Annotated in this window: 21 protein-coding genes; 5 read left to right on the plus strand and 16 right to left on the minus strand. The window is 57.5% G+C overall.

Features of this window, described 5'->3' with window-relative positions; translation table 11 throughout:
* Positions 1-14 precede the first annotated feature (14 nt).
* Positions 15-392: a DUF2756 family protein gene (locus tag G7090_RS21935; RefSeq protein ID WP_106995241.1), complete on the plus strand. Its 378-nt coding sequence runs from the start codon at positions 15-17 to the stop codon at positions 390-392.
* Here G7090_RS21935 and ugpQ read toward each other — a convergent pair.
* The 10 genes from ugpQ to livK form a co-directional block, all read right to left on the minus strand.
* Positions 389-1,129: a glycerophosphodiester phosphodiesterase gene (gene ugpQ, locus G7090_RS21940; protein ID WP_166184463.1), complete on the minus strand. Its 741-nt coding sequence runs from the start codon at positions 1,127-1,129 to the stop codon at positions 389-391. The genes G7090_RS21935 and ugpQ overlap by 4 nt on opposite strands.
* Positions 1,126-2,196: a sn-glycerol-3-phosphate import ATP-binding protein UgpC gene (locus G7090_RS21945; protein WP_166184466.1), complete on the minus strand. Its 1,071-nt coding sequence runs from the start codon at positions 2,194-2,196 to the stop codon at positions 1,126-1,128. Before G7090_RS21945 ends, ugpQ begins: the two co-directional genes overlap by 4 nt.
* Before the next feature lies 1 nt (position 2,197).
* Positions 2,198-3,043 carry a sn-glycerol-3-phosphate ABC transporter permease UgpE gene (gene ugpE, locus G7090_RS21950; protein WP_166184469.1) on the minus strand — a complete coding sequence of 282 codons (846 nt, stop codon included), beginning with the start codon at positions 3,041-3,043 and terminating at the stop codon, positions 2,198-2,200.
* Positions 3,040-3,927, minus strand: coding sequence for a sn-glycerol-3-phosphate ABC transporter permease UgpA (gene ugpA / locus G7090_RS21955; protein WP_106995245.1), 888 nt, complete (start codon positions 3,925-3,927; stop codon positions 3,040-3,042). Before ugpA ends, ugpE begins: the two co-directional genes overlap by 4 nt.
* Positions 3,928-4,053: 126 nt before the next feature.
* Entirely contained in the window at positions 4,054-5,370 is a 1,317-nt protein-coding gene (gene ugpB, locus G7090_RS21960; RefSeq protein WP_166184471.1) for a sn-glycerol-3-phosphate ABC transporter substrate-binding protein UgpB, read from the minus strand.
* Positions 5,371-5,613: 243 nt separating this feature from the next.
* Entirely contained in the window at positions 5,614-6,327 is a 714-nt protein-coding gene (gene livF, locus G7090_RS21965) for a high-affinity branched-chain amino acid ABC transporter ATP-binding protein LivF (protein ID WP_156264803.1), read from the minus strand.
* 1 nt (position 6,328) lies between these two features.
* Entirely contained in the window at positions 6,329-7,096 is a 768-nt protein-coding gene (gene livG, locus G7090_RS21970; RefSeq protein ID WP_106995248.1) for a high-affinity branched-chain amino acid ABC transporter ATP-binding protein LivG, read from the minus strand.
* A complete protein-coding gene (locus tag G7090_RS21975; protein WP_106995249.1) occupies positions 7,093-8,370 on the minus strand; it encodes a high-affinity branched-chain amino acid ABC transporter permease LivM in 1,278 nt (425 codons plus the stop codon). Before G7090_RS21975 ends, livG begins: the two co-directional genes overlap by 4 nt.
* Entirely contained in the window at positions 8,367-9,293 is a 927-nt protein-coding gene (gene livH / locus G7090_RS21980) for a high-affinity branched-chain amino acid ABC transporter permease LivH (RefSeq protein WP_106995250.1), read from the minus strand. Before livH ends, G7090_RS21975 begins: the two co-directional genes overlap by 4 nt.
* A 50-nt stretch (positions 9,294-9,343) precedes the next feature.
* On the minus strand, positions 9,344-10,453 hold the full coding sequence (gene livK, locus G7090_RS21985) for a high-affinity branched-chain amino acid ABC transporter substrate-binding protein LivK (protein WP_166184475.1): 1,110 nt from the start codon (positions 10,451-10,453) through the stop codon (positions 9,344-9,346).
* A gap of 424 nt (positions 10,454-10,877) precedes the next feature.
* Between livK and panM the strand changes: the two genes are divergently transcribed.
* Positions 10,878-11,261, plus strand: a complete 384-nt coding sequence (panM, locus tag G7090_RS21990) for an aspartate 1-decarboxylase autocleavage activator PanM (RefSeq protein ID WP_166184478.1) — start codon at positions 10,878-10,880, stop codon at positions 11,259-11,261.
* 97 nt (positions 11,262-11,358) lie between these two features.
* Here panM and G7090_RS21995 read toward each other — a convergent pair whose 3' ends face one another.
* From G7090_RS21995 to ftsY, 5 genes are all read right to left on the minus strand, one after another.
* Positions 11,359-12,459, minus strand: coding sequence for a branched-chain amino acid ABC transporter substrate-binding protein (locus G7090_RS21995; protein WP_106995255.1), 1,101 nt, complete (start codon positions 12,457-12,459; stop codon positions 11,359-11,361).
* A 296-nt stretch (positions 12,460-12,755) separates the two neighbouring features.
* On the minus strand, positions 12,756-13,613 hold the full coding sequence (rpoH, locus tag G7090_RS22000) for an RNA polymerase sigma factor RpoH (RefSeq protein WP_106995256.1): 858 nt from the start codon (positions 13,611-13,613) through the stop codon (positions 12,756-12,758).
* A 254-nt stretch (positions 13,614-13,867) separates the two neighbouring features.
* Positions 13,868-14,926 carry a permease-like cell division protein FtsX gene (gene ftsX, locus G7090_RS22005; protein ID WP_166184481.1) on the minus strand — a complete coding sequence of 353 codons (1,059 nt, stop codon included), beginning with the start codon at positions 14,924-14,926 and terminating at the stop codon, positions 13,868-13,870.
* Positions 14,919-15,584: a cell division ATP-binding protein FtsE gene (gene ftsE, locus G7090_RS22010; RefSeq protein ID WP_106995258.1), complete on the minus strand. Its 666-nt coding sequence runs from the start codon at positions 15,582-15,584 to the stop codon at positions 14,919-14,921. Before ftsE ends, ftsX begins: the two co-directional genes overlap by 8 nt.
* 2 nt (positions 15,585-15,586) lie before the next feature.
* Entirely contained in the window at positions 15,587-17,080 is a 1,494-nt protein-coding gene (gene ftsY, locus G7090_RS22015) for a signal recognition particle-docking protein FtsY (RefSeq protein WP_166184483.1), read from the minus strand.
* A 136-nt stretch (positions 17,081-17,216) separates the two neighbouring features.
* Here ftsY and rsmD point away from each other — a divergent pair, with 136 nt between their 5' ends.
* Positions 17,217-17,819: a 16S rRNA (guanine(966)-N(2))-methyltransferase gene (gene rsmD / locus G7090_RS22020; protein ID WP_166184486.1), complete on the plus strand. Its 603-nt coding sequence runs from the start codon at positions 17,217-17,219 to the stop codon at positions 17,817-17,819.
* Positions 17,803-18,084 (plus strand): DUF1145 family protein, encoded by a 282-nt coding sequence (locus G7090_RS22025; protein ID WP_106995261.1) that lies wholly within the window; start codon positions 17,803-17,805, stop codon positions 18,082-18,084. The genes rsmD and G7090_RS22025 overlap by 17 nt, the downstream gene beginning before the upstream one ends.
* 105 nt (positions 18,085-18,189) lie before the next feature.
* Here G7090_RS22025 and G7090_RS22030 read toward each other — a convergent pair whose 3' ends face one another.
* Positions 18,190-18,549 carry a DUF2500 domain-containing protein gene (locus G7090_RS22030; RefSeq protein WP_166184489.1) on the minus strand — a complete coding sequence of 120 codons (360 nt, stop codon included), beginning with the start codon at positions 18,547-18,549 and terminating at the stop codon, positions 18,190-18,192.
* A gap of 128 nt (positions 18,550-18,677) precedes the next feature.
* Between G7090_RS22030 and G7090_RS22035 the strand changes: the two genes are divergently transcribed.
* Positions 18,678-19,304 (plus strand): lysoplasmalogenase, encoded by a 627-nt coding sequence (locus G7090_RS22035; protein WP_106995263.1) that lies wholly within the window; start codon positions 18,678-18,680, stop codon positions 19,302-19,304.
* The last annotated feature ends 57 nt before the right edge of the window (positions 19,305-19,361 follow it).

Below are 19,361 nucleotides of genomic sequence, written 5' to 3' on the forward strand. Positions count from 1 at the left end.
AGGAGGGAGTAACAATGAAACGACTGATTCTTGTTGCGGCGTTACTGCCGTTTGCCGTGCTCGCGCAACCCATCAATACCCTGAACAACCCAAACCAGCCGGGGTACCAGAACCCCAGCCAGCAGCGGATGCAAAATCAGATGATGATCCAGCAGCAGCAGCAGACAGGGATGCTCAATCAGCAGCTGCAGACGCAGACTCGCGTCCAGCAGCAGCATCTGCAAACGCAGATGAACAACAACACCCTGCGGGTTCAGCAGAGCCAGCCGGGCGTGCAGGTTCTGCCTAACACCAGCGGCGGGATGCTTAGCGGCGTAGAGTCGTCGGGCGGTGTGCAGCAGCAACATATGCTGCCGCAGCAGCAGAACGGCTCTATGCTGAATAACCCTTAGGGCTGGAAGTCCGGACCAATCAGGGCAATCGCATCGGTACAGATGCAATCCACGCCCCAGCGCAGCAGTTCCGCTGCCCGCTGGGGCTGGTTAACGGTATAGACCAGAATATGCAGGCCGGCGGCCTTAATCGCCTTCACCCGCGCCTCATCCAGCAGACGATGGTTGAGGTGAATCGACACGCAACCCAGCCGGGTCGTTAACTCCCGCCAGTCTTCACGCCACTCATCCAGCAGTAAACCCCGCGGCAGCTCGGGCACTGCAGCCTGCGCCGCTTCCAGCGCGTCGATCTCAAACGACGACAGCAGTGGTGGGGTCATCCCTTCCCACAGCTCGCGTGCCGCCAGCGCGATGACTTTACCGGTGAGTGGCCCGGTGCCGGTGGTCGGTTTGATTTCGATATTGGCCATCATCCCGTGCTTCCGGCAGCGGTCGGCCACCTCGGCCAGCAGCGGCAGCGGCTCGCCTTTAAACTCCTTGCCAAACCAGCTCCCGGCATCCACCTTCAGCAGATCGCGCCACGGCAGTTGACCTGCCACGCCCCAGCCGTTGCTGGTGCGCTCGAGGTTGTCATCGTGCAGGAGGAAGATCTCCCCGTCCTGCGAGAGCTTGGCGTCGAACTCGATCATCGTGTGGCCATAGCGCGCCCCGACGTCAATCGCCGCCAGGGTGTTCTCCGGGGCCAGTTTACCGCCGCCCCGGTGGGCGACGATGCGGGGATAAGGCCAGTTACTCATACGCGTTGTCCTGTTTCACCATCGAATAAGTGCAGATGATTTTCCGGCAGATGCAGCCACAGCGTGCTGCCCGCTTGCGGGCGCTCCTGATGCGACATGCGCACCACCAGCTTCTGCTCGCCCCAGCGTCCGTGCGCCAGGTTATCGGCACCCAGCATCTCGAGGGTGTCCATCACCAGCGGCACCCCGCCTTCCGACTGGGAGCTTAGCGCAATATGTTCCGGGCGGATACCCAGCGTCATTTTGCGTCCGGCGTAGCCGCGATAGAACCAGTTGATCGGCAGCGCCATGCCGCTCTCCAGCTCAAAATGGGTACCCGCAGCGCTGATGCGCCCCTCCAGCAGGTTCATGGCCGGGCTGCCGATAAAGCTCGCCACAAAGTGGCTGGCGGGCTTTTCATACACCTCCACCGGGGTGCCAATCTGCTCGGCAATGCCTTTGTTCATCACCATCACCCGCTGGGCGAGGGTCATGGCCTCCACCTGATCGTGGGTCACATACAGGGAGGTGGTTTTCAGGCGACGGTGCAGGTGCTGTAGCTCGAGGCGCATCTGCACGCGCAGTTTGGCGTCGAGGTTAGACAAGGGTTCATCAAACAGGAACACCGCCGGGTCACGCACGATGGCGCGGCCCATCGCCACGCGCTGACGCTGGCCGCCGGAGAGCTCACGCGGGCGGCGCTTCAGCAGGCCGTCCAGCTCCAGAATCCGCGCTGCCTCTTTGACGCGCTCGTCGATATGGCTTTTGCCCATCCCGCGAATTTTCAGCCCCCAGGCCATGTTCTCCTCCACGCTCATATGCGGGTAGAGGGCGTAGTTCTGGAACACCATCGCGATGCCCCTGTCTTTCGGTTCCATCTCAGTGACGCGCTGGCGGTCAATCCAGATATCGCCCGACGTGACGCGCTCGAGCCCGGCGACCATCCGCAGCAGGGTCGATTTACCGCAGCCCGACGGGCCGACCATCACGATAAATTCCCCGTCCGCCACGTCGAGCGTTAACGGCTGAATGACCTGGGTTTTGCCATCCCAGCTTTTGGTGACTGCCTGAAGTTTTAAACCTGCCATTTTATTTCTCGCTATCGACCAGGCCGCGGACAAATGCACGCTGCATGGCTAAAACAATGACTACGGGTGGGATAAGGGTAAGCAGCATCGCCGCCATCACCTGGTTCCAGAGGGTGGTGCCTTCGCCGGTTGAAATCATCCCTTTGATGCCCGCCACGGCGGTGCCGAGGTTGATGTCCTGCACGATCAGCAGCGGCCACAGGTACTGGTTCCAGCCGTAGATAAAGGTGATGACGAACAGCGCCGCGAGGTTGGTGCGGGACAGCGGCAGCACGATGTCGCGGAAAAAGCGCATCGGTGAAGCGCCGTCGATGCGCGCGGCTTCAATCAACTCGTCCGGCAGGGTCATAAAGAACTGGCGGAACAGGAAGGTGGCGGTGGCCGAGGCCATCAGCGGCAGGGTTAAGCCCGCGTAGCTGTCGAGCATGCCGAGGTTGGCGATCACCTCCACCGTCGGAAAGATACGCACCTCCACCGGCAGCATCAGGGTGATAAAGATCATCCAGAAGAACAGGTTGCGCAGCGGAAAGCGGAACCAGACGATGGCGAAGGCCGAGAGCATCGACACCGTGATTTTGCCGACGGTGATGCCAAACGCCATGATGAAGCTGTTGAGCATCATCAGCCAGAACGGCGCGCTGTTCACCCCCACGCCCTGGGTCCAGATGGTCGCCATGTTCTCGAAAAGATGACCACCCGGGATCAGCGTCATCGGGGTTTCAAAGATAGCGTTGCGGTCCAGCGTGGCGGCGACAAAAGCCACGTACAGCGGGAACAGGATCACCAGAATGCCCAGGATCAGCATGGTGTGGCTGAAAATCGTCAGCCCGCGACGGTTCTCAATCATTGGTAGCGCACCTTACTTTCAACATAGCGGAACTGCACCACCGTGAGGATGATGACGAGGAACATCAGCACCACCGACTGGGCGGCAGAGGCCGAGAGATCCAGACCGGCAAAGCCTTCGCGGTAGATCTTGTAGATCAGCGTGGTGGTAGCCTGTACCGGGCCGCCGGCGGTGGCGGCGTCGATCACCGGGAAGGTGTCGAAGAAGGCGTAGACCAGGTTGACCACCAGCAGGAAGAAACTCACCGGGGCGATCAGCGGTAGCGAAAGCTTAAAGAAGCGGCGGACCGGGCCTGCACCGTCAATCGCCGCGGCTTCCACCAGCGAACGCGGAATGGACTGCAGCGCGGCAAAGAAGAAAAGGAAGTTATAGCTGATCTGCTTCCATACCGAAGCGAACACCACCAGGAACATCGCCTGGCCGCTGTTCTGGGCATGGTTCCAGTCATAGCCAAACTCGCCGAGGAAATGGGTGATCAGCCCGCGGCCGGGGTTAAACAGGAAGATCCACAGCACGGCGGCGACCGCGGGGGCCACGGCATAGGGCAGCAGCATCAGGGTCTGATAGAGACGGCTGCCACGCACCACGTAATCAACCAGCGCGGCGAAGAACAGTGAGGCGAGCAGGCCGCTGACGGTGACCAGGGTGCTGAATTTGATCGTCGTCCAGAAGGCGTCGAGGTAGTAGCTGTCGTGCCACAGAGCGGCGAAGTTATCCAGGCCGACGAACTGGCTGGAGAGCCCGAACGGATCGACGCTCTGCACCGAGTACCACAGCGCTTCGCCCGCAGGCCAGATAAAGAAGATAACGGTGATGACCAGTTGCGGCGCGACCAGCAGGTACGGCAGCCAACGGGAACGGAACACCGGACGGGAAGATGACATAGGTTAGCTCAAGTTGGTTTCCCCTCACCCCGGCCCTCTCCCCAAAGGGGCGAGGGAGAAAAGACGGCTCCGCGCAGTCCCCTCTCCCCTATGGGGAGAGGGTTAGGGTGAGGGGTAAGGTGTTAATTACGATTTGGTCGACTGCTCGAAGCGGCGCAGCAGTTGGTTGCCACGCTCTACCGCTGAATCCAGCGCCTGCTGTGGGGTTTTCTTACCGGTCCACACGCTTTCCAGCTCTTCATCCACCACGGTACGGATCTGCGGCATATTGCCCAGACGCAGGCCTTTGGTGTACGGCAACGGTGGCTTGTTCAGCATCTGACGCGTGGCGATATCTGCCCCCGGGTTCTTGTCATAGAAGCCCTGCTCGCGGGTCAGGTCATATGCGGCTTTGGTGATCGGCAGGTAGCCGGTCTTCTGGTGCCATTCGGCAGCGTTTTCTGGTTTCGCCAGGAAGTCGAGGAACTCCGCCACGCCTTTGTAGGTAGTGTTGTCTTTGCCCTGCATCACCCACAGGCTGGCCCCGCCGATGATGGCGTTTTGCGGCGCGCCTTTCGAGTCGGCGTCGTACGGCATCATGCCCACGCCGTAGTTGAATTTGGCGTAGTGACGGATATCCGCCAGCGAGCCGGACGAGGCAGTGGTGATGGCGCAATCACCGCTGTAGAACTTCTCGGTGGATTCGTCTTTACGCCCGAAGTAGCTGAAATCGCCCTTTTTGTTCAGTTCCTGCAGCAGCGCGATGTGCTTCACCTGCTCCGGCTTGTTGAACTCCAGTACTGCATCGGTGCCGTCGAAGCCGTTGTTTTTGGTGGCAACCGGCTGACCGTGCCAGGCGCTGAAGTTCTCGATCTGGATCCAGCCCTGCCAGCCGCTGGCGTAGCCGCACTTCATGCCCGCCGCTTTCAGTTTGGCGGTGTACGCGGCCAGATCCTGCCAGGTTTTTGGCGGCTGCTCAGGATCTAAGCCGGCTTTCTTGAAGGCGTCTTTATTGTAGTAGAGCACCGGGGTGGAGCTGTTAAACGGCTGAGAAAGCAGGTGCCCGGTTTTGGAGTCGGTGTAGTACCCGGAAACGGTCGGCACAAACTGGGATTCGTCGAAGTTGATGCCCGCGTCCTTGAACACTTCGTACACCGGCTTGATAGCTTTGGAGGCCATCATGGTAGCGGTGCCCACCTCGTAAACCTGCAGCAGCGCCGGGGCGTTGCCGGTACGGAACGCGGCGATACCGGCGCTCAGGCTCTGCTCGTAGTTACCTTTGTACACCGGCACAATTTTGTAATCCGGGTGGGTGTCGTTGAAACGCTGCGCCAGGGAGTCAACTTCTTTACCCAACTCCCCTTCCATGGAATGCCAGAACGGAATAGTGGTGACGGCCATTGCGTTGCCCGCAAAAACCAGACCCATTGCCAGACCCAAAGCTGTGTGTCGTAACGATGTCATTGTCATCTCTCTTATTGTGCCGGATGCGCGATATCACGCGTTTTCTGCTCGCGAGGTAACATGACATGCGCGAATTACAGAAAAATAACCGTTTGTTTACAGAGATGTGACAACAAGGCGTCAGGGGGATGATGGTTGTGTGAAAGGGATTGGGTGCGGCCTGATGCCCTCACCCCGGCCCTCTCCCACAGGGAGAGGGTGCAAACATTAAAAAAGGCAACTTACGTTGCCTTTTTGCTTTTATTATCCGCCCAGGTAAGCACTCCGCACCGCTTCGTTAGCCAGCAGCGCGTCGCCGGTGTCTTCCAGCACCACACGACCGTTCTCCAGCACGTAGCCGCGATCCGCGAGTTTCAGCGCCTGGTTGGCGTTCTGCTCCACGAGGAAGATGGTCATCCCTTCGCTACGCAGCTGTTCGATGGTGTCGAAAATCTGTTGAATAATGATCGGCGCCAGCCCGAGCGAAGGCTCGTCCAGCAGCAGCAGACGCGGCTGGCTCATCAGCGCGCGGCCGATCGCCAGCATCTGCTGCTCTCCACCGGACATGGTGCCCGCCCGCTGAATACGACGCTCAAACAGGCGCGGGAAAAGATCGTATACACGCTTGATGCGGGTCTGGAACTGCTCGCGCTCGGCAAAGAAGCCGCCCATCGCCAGGTTCTCTTCCACCGTCATGCGTGAGAAGACGCGACGCCCTTCCGGGACAATCGCCACCGCTTCACGCATGATTTTCGCCGTCTGCCAGTCGGTAATGTCTTTACCATCAAAGACGATACGCCCGCTGGTGGCGCGCGGATCGCCGCACAGGGTACCGAGCAGGGTGGTTTTCCCCGCGCCGTTGGCCCCGATCAGGGTCACAATCTCCCCCTGATTGATGTGCAGGCTGACGTCGTGCAGGGCCTGGATCTTGCCGTAATGCGCATTGACCTTGTCGAACGTTAACATCGCTTTTTCCATCTTATGCCTCACCAAGGTATGCGCGGATCACGTCCGGGTTGTTGCGAATCTCTTCCGGCGTACCGTTCGCCAGCGGCGTGCCCTGGTTTACCACGTAGATGCGGTCAGAAATGCCCATCACCAGCTTCATATCATGCTCAATCAGCAGGATGGTGGTGTCGTGATGGTCACGCAGCTCGACAATCAGCTCGTCCAGCTCTTTGGTCTCTTTCGGGTTCAGCCCTGCCGCCGGTTCATCAAGCATCAGGATCTGCGGCTGGGTCACCATACAGCGAATAATCTCCAGACGACGCTGGTCGCCATAGGCCAGGTTGCTGGCCTGACGGTTGGCGTGCTGGAGCAGGCCGATACGGTCGAGCCAGGTGGCGGCGCGATCTAATGCTTCATCCTGCGCCCGGCGAAACGCCGGGGTTTTCAGCAGGCCGGCGAAGAGCCCGGTTTTCAACTGCTGATGTTGCGCCACCAGCAGGTTCTCAATCACCGTCATCTCGCGGAACAGACGCACGTGCTGGAAGGTACGCACCACGCCCATGCGGGCAATCTGCTGGCCCGGCAGCCCTTCCAGATGTTTATCACCCAGCATGATGGTGCCGCCCGTCGGCTTATAGAAGCCGGTCAGGCAGTTGAACACCGTGGTTTTACCCGCGCCGTTCGGGCCGATCAGGGAGACGATCTCTTTTTGATGCAGATCCAGCGACACGTTGTTGACTGCCAGCAGGCCGCCAAAACGCATCATCAGGCCGTTAACGGATAATAATGGCTGACTCATGCCTGCTCTCCTTTCGCCTGAGTGCGTTTCAGCTTCAACTGTGGACGGGTCATCGGCAGCAAGCCCTGCGGACGCCAGATCATCATCAGTACCATCAGACCACCCAGCATCAACATGCTGTATTCGTTAAAGTCACGCATCAGCTCACGGGAGACCACCAGCAGGATCGCCGCGAGAATAACCGCGAACTGCGAGCCCATCCCGCCGAGGACCACAATCGCCAGCACGAAAGCGGATTCCGCAAAGGTGAAGGATTCCGGGCTGACAAAGCCCTGACGCGCGGCAAACAGCGTCCCGGCGAAACCGGCAAACGCGGCGCTGATGGTAAAAGCGGTCAGCTTGATGCGGGTCGGGTTCAGGCCCAGGGAGCGGCAGGCGATCTCATCTTCACGCAGCGCTTCCCACGCGCGGCCCAGCGGCATACGCAGCAGGCGGTTAATCACGAACAGGGTGAGGACCACCAGCAGCAGAGCCACCAGATAGAGCCAGATCACGCGGTCGGACGGGTCGTACTTGATACCAAAGAAGTTGCTGAAGGTATCCCAGCCGCCTTCACGCGCGGAACGGCTGAACTCCAGGCCAAAGAAGGTCGGTTTCGGGATCTGGCTGATACCGTTGGGACCACCGGTCACTTCGGTATTGTTGAGCAGCAGGATACGGACGATTTCGCCGAAGCCTAAGGTCACAATCGCCAGATAGTCGCCGCGCAGGCGCAGCACCGGGAAGCCGAGCAGGAAACCCGCCGCGGCAGAGACCAGCCCCGCCAGCGGCAGACAGGTCCAGAAGCCGAGGCCGTAATAGTGGTTCAGCAGGGCGAAGGTGTAAGCGCCGATGGCGTAGAAGCCGCCGTAGCCCAGCACCAGCAGGCCGGACAGGCCCACCACTACGTTCAGACCGAGACCGAGGATCACATAAATCATGGTCAGGGTGGCGATATCCACCGTCCCGCGTGAAACCATGAACGGCCAGGCCACAGCCGCCACCAGCAGCGCCACGAGGAACAGCTTCTGTTTGATGGTCGAACCGTCGATGGCCGGCAGCACAAACTTCGGCCCGGAGACGTTTTTCAGTGTCTTCTGGAAAATCGGACGCAGCAGCTGGAAGAAGAAGACCACCGCCGTACCGACAAACACCCACTGCCAGCGGATATCAGACGCAACATCCACCACCAGTTTGGTGCCGCTCAGCTCCAGCTGAACGCCCATAAAGACGCCCGCCAGCACGAAGAACATGACCGCCGAAAGCAGCGCCATTGCAAAATGCATCGGTTTCATACTTTCTCTACCTCCGGACGACCCAGGATCCCGGTCGGCATCACCAGCAGCACCAGAATCAGCAGCGCGAAGGAGACCACGTCTTTATATTCGGTACTCAGGTAGGCAGAGGAGAGAGCTTCGGCCACGCCGAGGATCAGGCCGCCGATCATCGCCCCCGGAATACTGCCGATCCCGCCCAGCACCGCGGCGGTAAAGGCTTTCATCCCGGCCATAAAGCCGATGTACGGGTTGATTACGCCGTAGAACTGACCAAGCAGCACGCCCGCAACCGCCGCCATCGCCGCACCAATCACAAAGGTCAGGGCGATCACGCGGTCGGTGTTAATGCCGAGCAGGCTCGCCATCTTCAGATCTTCCGCGCAGGCGCGGCAGGCGCGACCCATGCGGGAGTAACGGATGAAAATGGTCAGGGCCAGCATGGCGAGGAAGGTCACAATCCAGATCACCAGCTGCATGGTAGTAATCGACGCCGAGAAGTTCTCGCTGGCGCCAACAATCCACTGGCCGTTGAAGAGGCTTGGCAGCGCCACATCGCGCGACCCTTCGGTCAGGCTGACGTAGTTTTGCAGGAAGATGGACATCCCGATGGCGGAGATCAGCGCGATCAGGCGCTTAGAGCTACGCACCGGGCGATAGGCCACCCGCTCGATGCTCCAGCCGTAGGCGCTGGCAATGATAATCGCCCCGACAAACCCGGCGGCCACCAGCAGCCAGCTGCTGTCGATCCCCATCATCATCAGCGCGGCGATAATCATAAAGGAGACATAACTGCCGATCATGTACACCTCGCCGTGGGCGAAGTTGATCATGCCGATAATGCCGTACACCATCGTGTAGCCGATGGCGATCAGTGCATAGGTGCTTCCCAGCGTGACGCCGTTAAACATCTGCTGCAGGAAATAGAGAAACTGCTCGGACATAAGGTAACCTTTCTATTCCCGCCCGGTCATGCCGGGCGGTGGGATAATGATTATTTGGCGACCGAGGATGAACCGTCGGCGTGCCACTTAAAGACACCAAACTCAAATCCCTTCAGATCGCCTTTCTCATCCCAGTTCAGCGGCCCAATCACGGTGTTTGCCCCGTGTGCTTTTAAATCTTTAATCAGATCCTGCGGTGCTTTGCTGCCGGTACGATCCATGGCGGTCGCCAGAGATTGCACGGCGGCATAGGTGATCCACACGTACGGACCACTCGCGTCTTTCTTCTCTGCTTTCAGGGCATCGACGATAGCAGCGTTGGCCGGATCCTGGTCATAGCGTTTTGGCATCGTCACCAGCATGCCTTCGCCCGCGTCGCCGGCAATGTTCGACAGCGAGGCGTTACCCACCCCCTCCGGCCCCATAAACTGGGTTTTCAGACCGACAGCGCGGGCCTGACGCAGCATCTGACCCATTTCCGGGTAGTAACCACCGTAGTAGACGAAGTCGATGTTCTCTTTCTGCAGACGGGCCAGCAGCGCGGAGAAGTCTTTCTCGCCCGCGGTGATGCCGTCGAAGAAGACCACGTTGGCGCCGCCTTTTTTCAGGCCATCCTGCACCGAGCGGGCCAGCCCTTCGCCGTACTGCTGCTTATCGTGAATGATGGCGATACGCTGCGGCTTGACGCTTTCGATGATGTACTTCGCCGCGGTCGGCCCCTGAGAGGAGTCGAGCCCGGCGGTACGCATGATGTACTGGTAGCCGCGCTGGGTCAGCTCCGGGTTAGTGGCGCCTGGCGTGATCATCAGGATGCCTTCGTCTTCGTAGATGTCAGACGCAGGCTGGGTGGAGGAGGAGCAGAGATGGCCAATCACATACTGAATGCCATCGTTAACAATTTTGTTGGCGACGGCGACGGCTTGTTTCGGGTCACAGGCATCGTCATATTCCACGCCGACCAGTTTGTCGCCTTTAATACCGCCTTTGGCGTTGATGTCTTTAATGGCCTGGCGCGCGCCGTTGAACTCCATATCGCCCCACTGGGCAACAGGGCCGGACATCGCCCCTACAACAGCAACTTTAATATCTTCCGCCGCAGCGGTATGGGTGATCGCCAGTGCAACCATCCCCGCGATGATAGTTTTCGCGTTCCTTTTCATCTGTGAATCCCCATTCGTGACGTGGTGTATATATTTTGTTTTATTATGGTTAAAAAGCATTCTGTACTTTTATTAAACAACGCAACTTTTGCTATTGCCTTTAATGGTTTAGCGAGGTTTTTTGCCTAAAACCAGACTAAAATCTCTATATTTCAGGCTATTAAGCAAAGATAATATTCTGAAATCTGGCAGAGATAAACAAATAAAAGTGCAGTTTGCAGCATAAAATAACGGACGAATAAGCGGAATAAATCACTGCCATTTAGGTTAATATTCTGCTTATTTTTCGATCCCTGCGTTTTCTGGCTGCGCTTTTACCTGCTAAAAAAGCAATCACCTGGGGAATGGATTTAAAAAGTGGAAGCGTCTGGCTAAATAAATTGAGTACACTGCCCCTACTCTTTTTGATTTGGACACGCGGCTAATGAAACTGACCATCCACCGTCTGGAGAAATTTAGCGACCAGGATCATATCGACCTCAACAAGATCTGGCCGGAATATTCCCCCTCCTCACTCACCGTTGATGAAACACACCGTATTTATGCAGCGCGCTTTAACGAGCGGCTGTTAGGCGCGGTACGGGTAACGCTGAGCGGTACGCAAGGGGCACTGGACTCCCTGCGCGTGCGCGAGGTCACCCGTCGTCGCGGCGTAGGGCAATATTTGATTGAAGAGGTGATGCGCGATAACCCGAGCGTGGCCTCGTGGTGGATGGCGGATATCGGCGTGGAAGACCGGGGCGTGATGGCGGCGTTTATGCAGGCGCTGGGGTTTACGGCGCAAAGCAATGGGTGGGAGAAGCATTAAAAAACCACGGGTGCGGCCTGATGCCCTCACCCCGGCCCTCTCCCACAGGGAGAGGGAGCACACATTAAAAAAGGCAACTTACGTTGCCTTTTTGCTTTTATTTGGCGTCGGTCGCGGTACCGTTAGCATGCCAGTCGAATACGCCGAACTCGAAGCCTTTCAGATCGCCCTTCTCATCCCATGAGAGCGGCCCCATCACGGTCTCAACGGAGTTGGCTTTCAGCCAGGTCGCAATCTCAGCCGGTTCAGCAGACTGATTCAGACCCGCCTGCAGGGTTTGCAGTGCGGCGTAGGTGGTCCAGACGAATGCGCCGCTTGGATCCTGTTTCTTGGCTTTGATCGCATCTACGATCGGTTTGTTGGCTGGAACCTGGTCGTAGTTCTTCGGTTTGGTGACCAGCAGGCCTTCAGCCGATTCACCAGCGATATTAGACAGCGACACGTTTGCCACCCCTTCCGGGCCCATAAACTGGGTTTTCAGACCGGCAGCACGCGCCTGACGCAGGAGCTGGCCCATCTCAGGGTGGTAACCACCGTAGTAGACGAAATCGATGTTCTCTTTCTTCAGACGCGCCACCATGGTAGAGAAATCTTTCTCACCGGCGGTAATACCGTCGAAGAACACCACGTTGGCATTGGATTTTTTCAGGTTGTCCTGCACGGAACGCGCCAGGCCTTCACCGTACTGCTGCTTGTCATGGACAATAGCGATACGCTGCGGCTTCACTTTATCGACAATATATTTCGCCGCGGTTGGACCCTGGTCAGAGTCCAGGCCAGTGGTACGCATTACCATCTTGTAGCCACGGGCGGTCAGTTCCGGCGCGGTGGCAGCAGGGGTGATCATCAGAATACCTTCGTCTTCGTAGATGTCAGACGCAGGCTGCGTGGAAGAGGAGCACAGGTGGCCGATCACGTATTTGATGCCGTCGTTGACCACTTTGTTGGCTACCGCAACCGCTTGTTTCGGGTCACAGGCATCATCATATTTTACGATCTGCAGCTTTTCGCCTTTGATACCGCCCTTGGCATTAATGTCGGCAACCGCTTGTTCTGCGCCGGTAAACTCCTGGTCGCCGTACTGCGCTACCGGACCGGACATGGCGCCAACCACGGCCACTTTAATATCAGCCTGAGCCATGGTGCTGAATGCCAGCGCGATACATCCTGCCAGTAAGGCTTTGCCCTTCATATTCATCCTGAGAATCCCCATTGTGATGGTTATTGTGTTTGTTGTGATGTTGTTTTATGGCGCTTTATTTCGATTATGCGTCTGCCGTGCGCGCCTTTTCAGCATACTCTGCTAAAACATACCCCATTTTTATCTATTTGGAATAGCTATTTTGAAATGTATATAAGGTAAGGAAGGCTTTAACGAGTCAGCGCACAACACAGGGGTAAGTGTTTGCCGGCAGGGGGAAAACGCCCGACGGGCGCTAAAAAAACAAAACCCCCGAATTTGCATTCGAGGGTTATCGGGGTACTTCGCGGGGATTAGGCTTCGATAGCGGCGCGAAGTTTTTTCATGGCGTTCTTCTCAAGCTGACGCACACGTTCAGCGGAGACGCCGTAGCGGTCGGCCAGCTCCTGCAGGGTGGACTTGTTGTCTTCGTCCAGCCAGCGGGCACGGATAATATCCTGGCTACGCTCGTCGAGGCCTTCCATTGCGAAGGTCAGCTTGTTGGCGGCCTGCTCTTCCCAGTTGTCATCTTCGATGCCGTCGGCAAAGTTGGACGACTTATCCTGCAGATAGAGGACCGGGGCCATCGGCTGGCTGTCGGACGCATCATCGTCAGAGGACATATCAAAAGTCATGTCCTGCGCGGCCATACGGGATTCCATCTCGCGCACATCTTTGCTGGATACGCCCAGCTCGCGGGCAACCATCTCGACTTCATCCTGGTTAAACCAGCCCAGACGCTGCTTGGTTTTACGCAGGTTAAAGAACAGTTTACGCTGAGCTTTAGTGGTTGCGACCTTCACGATACGCCAGTTACGCAGCACGTATTCGTGGATTTCCGCTTTGATCCAGTGCACGGCGAAGGAGACCAGACGCACACCCACTTCCGGGTTGAAGCGACGCACCGCCTTCATCAGGCCGATGTTGCCTTCCTGAATCAAATCCGCCTGCGGCAGGCCATAGCCCGCGTAGTTACGAGCAACGTGAACAACAAAGCGCAGGTGTGACAGGATCAGCGTCTTAGCTGCTTCCAGATCGCCCTGGTAATGCAGCTTTTCAGCGAGCTCCTTTTCTTCCTCGGCCGTCAACATCGGCCAGGTGTTCGCAGCCCGGATGTAAGACTCCAGGTTACCAACAGGGGCTAAAGCTAAAGTTTGCATTTCTTTGGTCATTCATTCCTCTCAATCGATTCTTTCTGGCGGCGGTTTGTCCCCATCAGGCAACGAACATGCCAGAATTAATGAGCAACGAGAATATCATTCACTCTTTTATCAGACAGTGATTTTATCCACAAGTTCCGAGTGAAACTGTGAATAAATTACGCACAAAATGTGACACGGGGATGATTATGCGGGACAGAGTCAACAGGGGACTCTTTCCCTGCACGGTGATTCTCAATGCAGGGAAAGATTATACCAGAGATTTTTTAGTCAGGGGTAAAGTGACGTAAATGTTGCACGGTTGCTAACCATGCTGCGATCCAGCCGATCATCGAGCACACCAGCAGCAATAACAGGCACTCATCGAAGGCTAAGCCACTGATATTAAACTTCGTTCCAAAAACCTGCGCCACATCGGTGACGGCCGCAGAAAGTCGCATCACCAAAATTTCTGACAATATCAGTGAAAGAAATGCGCCGGAAAAACCGAGCAATGCGCCGCCATACAGGAAGGGACGCAGGATGAAACCGTCGGTGGCGCCGATCAGCTTCTGTACGTTAATGGTGTCGCGACGGGCGAAGATACTCAGCCGCACGCTGTTGCCGATAACGAGGAACACTGCCGCCACCATCAGCACGCCGATCATGGCTGCGACGCGTCCGACCAGGCCAGTCAGCGCCGTCAGACGGGCAAACCAGCTGTCGTCCATCCGCACTTCATCGATGCCGTTGATGCGGGATACGCGATCGCGCAGGGTGTTCAGCGACTCGGTGCCCTGGAAATCCAGTTTCGGGATCACCACCGCCACCGCGGGCAGAGGGTTCTCCTCCAGCATATCCAGCGCGCCGCCAAACCCGGACCAGTTACGGAACTCGCCTAAGGCCTCATCCCGTGACAGGTAGTTTACTTTCTCAACGCCCTGCTCCGCCTGCAGCTGCCCCACCACCTGCGCCGCCGCGTTATCGTCGAGCGCTTTGTCGAGATAGACGGTGATCTGCGGGGAAGGATAGTACTGCGACGCCGCCTGGTTTACGTTTTTGTAGACCATGTAGCAGACGCTGGGCAGGGTCAGGGAGATGGCAATCACCATCACCGTCAGGAAGGTGGCCAGCGGTTTGCTTTTCAGATCCTGCAGCGCGCCCTGGAAGGCGTACCGCACCTGTTCGTTAAAGACGTTGGTTTTGCGCGAGTTGGGTTTTGGCGCGGATTTGCTGCGCTTCGGCGCATTGCGGTTGCCGTCACCCGGGCCGCCCGCCGATTTACGAAAACGGTCGAGCTTGCTGCCAAACTGCCGCATCTGGTTCATTGCATCACGCTTATTCACCGAGGCCTCCGTGCAAATGACCGTCGCTCAGCGTCAGCATGCGGTACGACCGACGGGAGATAAGCCCCATGTCGTGCGTCGCCATCAGTACTGTCACCCCAACGCGGTTAAACTCCTCAAACAGACGCAGGATCCCTTCGGAAAGGGCGTCGTCCAGGTTACCGGTAGGTTCATCCGCCAGCAGCACCGCCGGTTTGTTCACCACCGCGCGGGCAATGCCCACGCGCTGCTGTTCACCGCCGGAGAGCTGAATCGGAAAGTTCTTCGCTTTGTCCAGCAGCCCGACCTTATCCAGCGCCGCGGAGACGCGACGACGAATATCATCCCCACTGGCACCCGCAATAATCAGCGGGATCGCCACGTTGTCGAATACCGTGCGGTCCATCAGCAGATGGTGATCCTGGAAAATCATGCCGATCTGCCGACGCAGGAACGGCACTTCACGGTTTTTCAGGCGGCTGATGTCGTGGCCGCTAAACCAGATTTTCCCGGCGCTGGGCCGTTCGATCCCACAGATAAGCTTGAGCAGGGTACTTTTCCCGGCGCCGGAGTGACCGGTCAGGAATGCCATCTCGCCCGGCTGCAGATGGAAGTTAATCCCCTGCAGCGCTTGTCTCCCACCGAGATAGGCCTTGCTGACGTGTTCAAAGCGAATCATTGTTAATCCTCTCGGGCAAAAAGTGCCTCAATAAAGTCGCCCGATTTAAACGGACGTAAATCTTCGATACGTTCGCCAACACCGATGTAACGGATAGGGATCCCGAACTGGTCCGCCACCGAGAAGATCACCCCGCCTTTCGCGGTGCCATCCAGCTTGGTCAGCGTGATCCCGGTCAGTCCTACCGCTTCATGGAACAGCTTCGCCTGACTGATAGCGTTCTGCCCGGTGCTGGCATCAATAGTCAGCATAATTTCATGCGGTGCATCTTCGTCCAGCTTCTTCATTACGCGGACGATCTTCTTCAGCTCTTCCATCAGGTGCGATTTATTCTGCAGACGCCCGGCGGTATCGGCAATCAGCACATCCACGTTACGCGCTTTCGCGGCCTGGATGGCGTCGAAAATCACTGATGCGGAGTCGGCGCCGGTATGCTGGGCAATCACCGGAATGTTGTTGCGCTGGCCCCACACCTGCAGCTGCTCAACGGCGGCGGCACGGAAGGTATCCCCCGCAGCCAGCATCACCGATTTGCCCTGCTGTTCGAACTGACGCGCCAGCTTGCCGATGGTGGTGGTTTTACCCACGCCGTTCACGCCGACCATCAGAATAACAAAGGGCATTTTGCCTTCAATATTAAGCGGTTCGTCAACTTTTGCGAGGATTTCACCCATCTCTTCTTTCAGCAGGCCGTACAGCGCCTCGGCGTCGCGAAGCTGTTTACGGCTGGCGCTCTCGGTCAGACTGGTGATGATTTTGCGGGTAGTCTCCACGCCAACGTCAGCAATCAGGAGCTGTTCTTCCAGCTCTTCAAAGAGATCATCGTCGATTTTCTTGCCGCGGAACAGACTGATAAATCCGGAACCGAGGTTCTCTTTGGTTTTGACCAGGCTGCGTTTCAGGCGGGCGAAGAAACCTTCTTTGGTTGGTTTTTCCTGCTCCTGGGCAAGCTCTTCAACCGGCTCTTCCTCTTCAGTTACCGGGACGACAAGCACCGCTTCTTCTGCGGCTGCGGCCGCCAGCGCCTGAGCTTCGAGCTCTTCATCGCTAATGGGCTCTTCAACGTCGGTCTCTGGCAGGTACTCTTCCGGGATCGCTTCCTCAATTTCATCGAGGATCTCTTCCGGCAGCGGTAATTCTTCATGCTCAACCGCCTGCGGAGGTTCCACCTCAGCGACCGGCTCGACAATCTCTTCCACAGGCCCTGGCGCAACGGCCACTGGCTCTGGCTCAACCGGCTGTGGTTTTTCGCTCTCCTGGACCTGCTCAGTAAACTCAACCACCTCTTCGGCAAAGGCTTCTGTCTCTTCTTTGCTGTGGGCAGGCGTTTCTGCTTCTACGTCAGCGACGGTCTCAACAGGGGTTTCAGGCTGCGGCTGTTCAACAACAGCAGGCTGTTCGGCGATCTGTTGTTCTTCGTTTTGCTGCTCGGTTTCCTGCTCTTTTTGACCAAAGCCCAGCCAGGAAAAGAAGCCACGTTTTTTCTCTTTTGCCATCTGCGACTACACCCCTCGCGGTTAATTACTGGCGCTATATACATGGAAGCTAAAAAAATGATGAAATAGTTTATCACTTAACTTAACGCACATCACCGCCTGCAAGCGCAGGCCGTCGGTGTACCCGAGCAAAGATATGAAGAAACCCAACCGTGCCGCAGCGGGCCAGATACGTATTATCGGCGGTCAGTGGCGAGGCCGTAAACTGCCGGTACCGGATAGCCCCGGTCTGCGCCCGACCACCGACCGCGTTCGCGAGACGCTGTTTAACTGGCTGGCTCCTTCAATGGTAGATGCCCGCTGCCTGGACTGCTTCGCCGGAAGCGGCGCGCTTGGGCTCGAAGCCCTGTCGCGCTACGCCGCCAGCGCCACGCTGCTGGAGATGGACCGCAGCGTTTCTCAACAGCTTCAGCTAAACCTGGCCTCGCTGAAAGCGACACACGCCAACGTGGTCAATACTAACGCTCTCGCCTTCCTTGCGCAGGCGGGCACGCCGCACGATGTGGTGTTTGTCGATCCACCGTTCCGCAAAGGGCTGCTGGAAGAGACGCTGACGCTGCTGGAAAACAACGGCTGGCTGGCGGATGATGCGCTAATCTACGTCGAGAGTGAGGTAGAAAACGGTTTACCGCCGGTGCCTGCCCACTGGGATCTGCACCGGGAAAAAGTGGCCGGGCAGGTCGCCTATCGTCTTTATCACCGTCAATCTCAAGGAGAGACCGATGCCGGTACTGATTAATCTGGGTCGTTTACTGATGCTGGGGGTCTGGGCGTTTCTGATCCTCAACCTCGTCCATCCCTTCCCGCGTCCGATGAATATTTTCGTCAACGTGGCGCTGATTTTTACCTCATTTATGCATGCCCTGCAGATGGTGATGCTGAAAAACGGTATGCCAAAAGATGGCCCGAAAATGACCGGCTGGCAGCAGCTGCGGGTGTTTATTTTTGGCGTGTTTGAGCTGCTGGTGTGGATGAATAAGTTTAAGGCGCAGGCGAAGAAATAATTTTTCCCCTCACCCCGGACCGTACACCCCAAAGGGGCGAGGGTGAAAAGACGGCTCCGGGCGATCCCCTCTCCCCTGTGGGGAGAGGGTTAGGGCGAGGGGATATCACGGCGCCGGACTAAACCCCTCAAACCGCGATCCCTTGTAACTCAACGTCCCTTTATCCCCCACCGTCAGCTGATGGTACTGCTTCTCGTCGAGGCGAAACGTCATCTCCAGACCACCGCTTTCCGGCTTAAAGCTCGCTTCATAGCGCATGGCGGTGCCGGCGGGCGTCACCTGTTGCTGGCGGGAACGGCGGTCGTTAATCGGTTTTTCCCGTTTATTGCTCACCACTACTCGCTTTTGCAGCAGCGGGGCGGCGTCGTTATCCGCCTTTTCCCGGCGCTGCTGCACGAAGCGGAATGAGGCCGCAATGACGATAATCGCCAGTACGATAATAAAAAAAAGCGGCATCTTGCTCATTGAACCATCCTTTAAGACCAGGCTGAAATCAGGATAGCGTGCCACGCTGTGCATTGCTATTGGCCCGTCTGCACCACTACACTGAAGTGAAACTGTTTATCCAACAATAACAGATACAGGGACTTAATATGCTTTGGTCATTTATCGCTGTCTGTTTCTCCGCATGGCTGTATGTCGATGCGTCCTACCGCGGCCCTGCCTGGCAGCGCTGGCTGTTTAAACCCGTCACCTTGTTGCTGCTCCTGCTGCTGGCCTGGCAGGCGCCGATGTTTAACGCCATCAGCTACCTGGTGCTCGCCGGGCTCTGCGCCTCACTGGCCGGTGATGCCCTGACCCTGCTGCCGCGCCAGCGACTGCTGTATGCCGTGGGGGCGTTCTTCTTATCGCATCTGCTCTACACCATCTATTTCGCCAGTCAGATGACGCTGTCGTTTTTCTGGCCGCTACCGCTGGCGCTGCTGGTGATTGGCGCGCTGTTGATCGCCGTAGTCTGGACGCGGCTGGAGGAGCTGCGCTGGGCGGTGTGTACCTTTATCGCCATGACCCTGGTGATGGTCTGGCTGGCGGGTGAGCTATGGTTCTTCCGTCCGACGGCGCCGGCTCTGTCGGCCTTCATCGGCGCCACGCTCCTGCTGCTGGGTAATATCGTCTGGCTGGGCAGTCACTATCGCCGCCGTTTCCGCGCCGATAATGCCATTGCCGCCGCGTGCTACTTCGCCGGGCACTTCCTGATTGTGCGCTCGCTGTATATTTAAATAGCGCTTGACTCTGGAGTCGACTCCAGAGTGCATACTGCGGCTAATGAGAAAATT

The organism is Leclercia sp. 29361 (genome assembly GCF_011290365.1).
In the GTDB taxonomy this organism is placed as follows: Bacteria; Pseudomonadota; Gammaproteobacteria; order Enterobacterales; family Enterobacteriaceae; genus Enterobacter; species Enterobacter tamurae.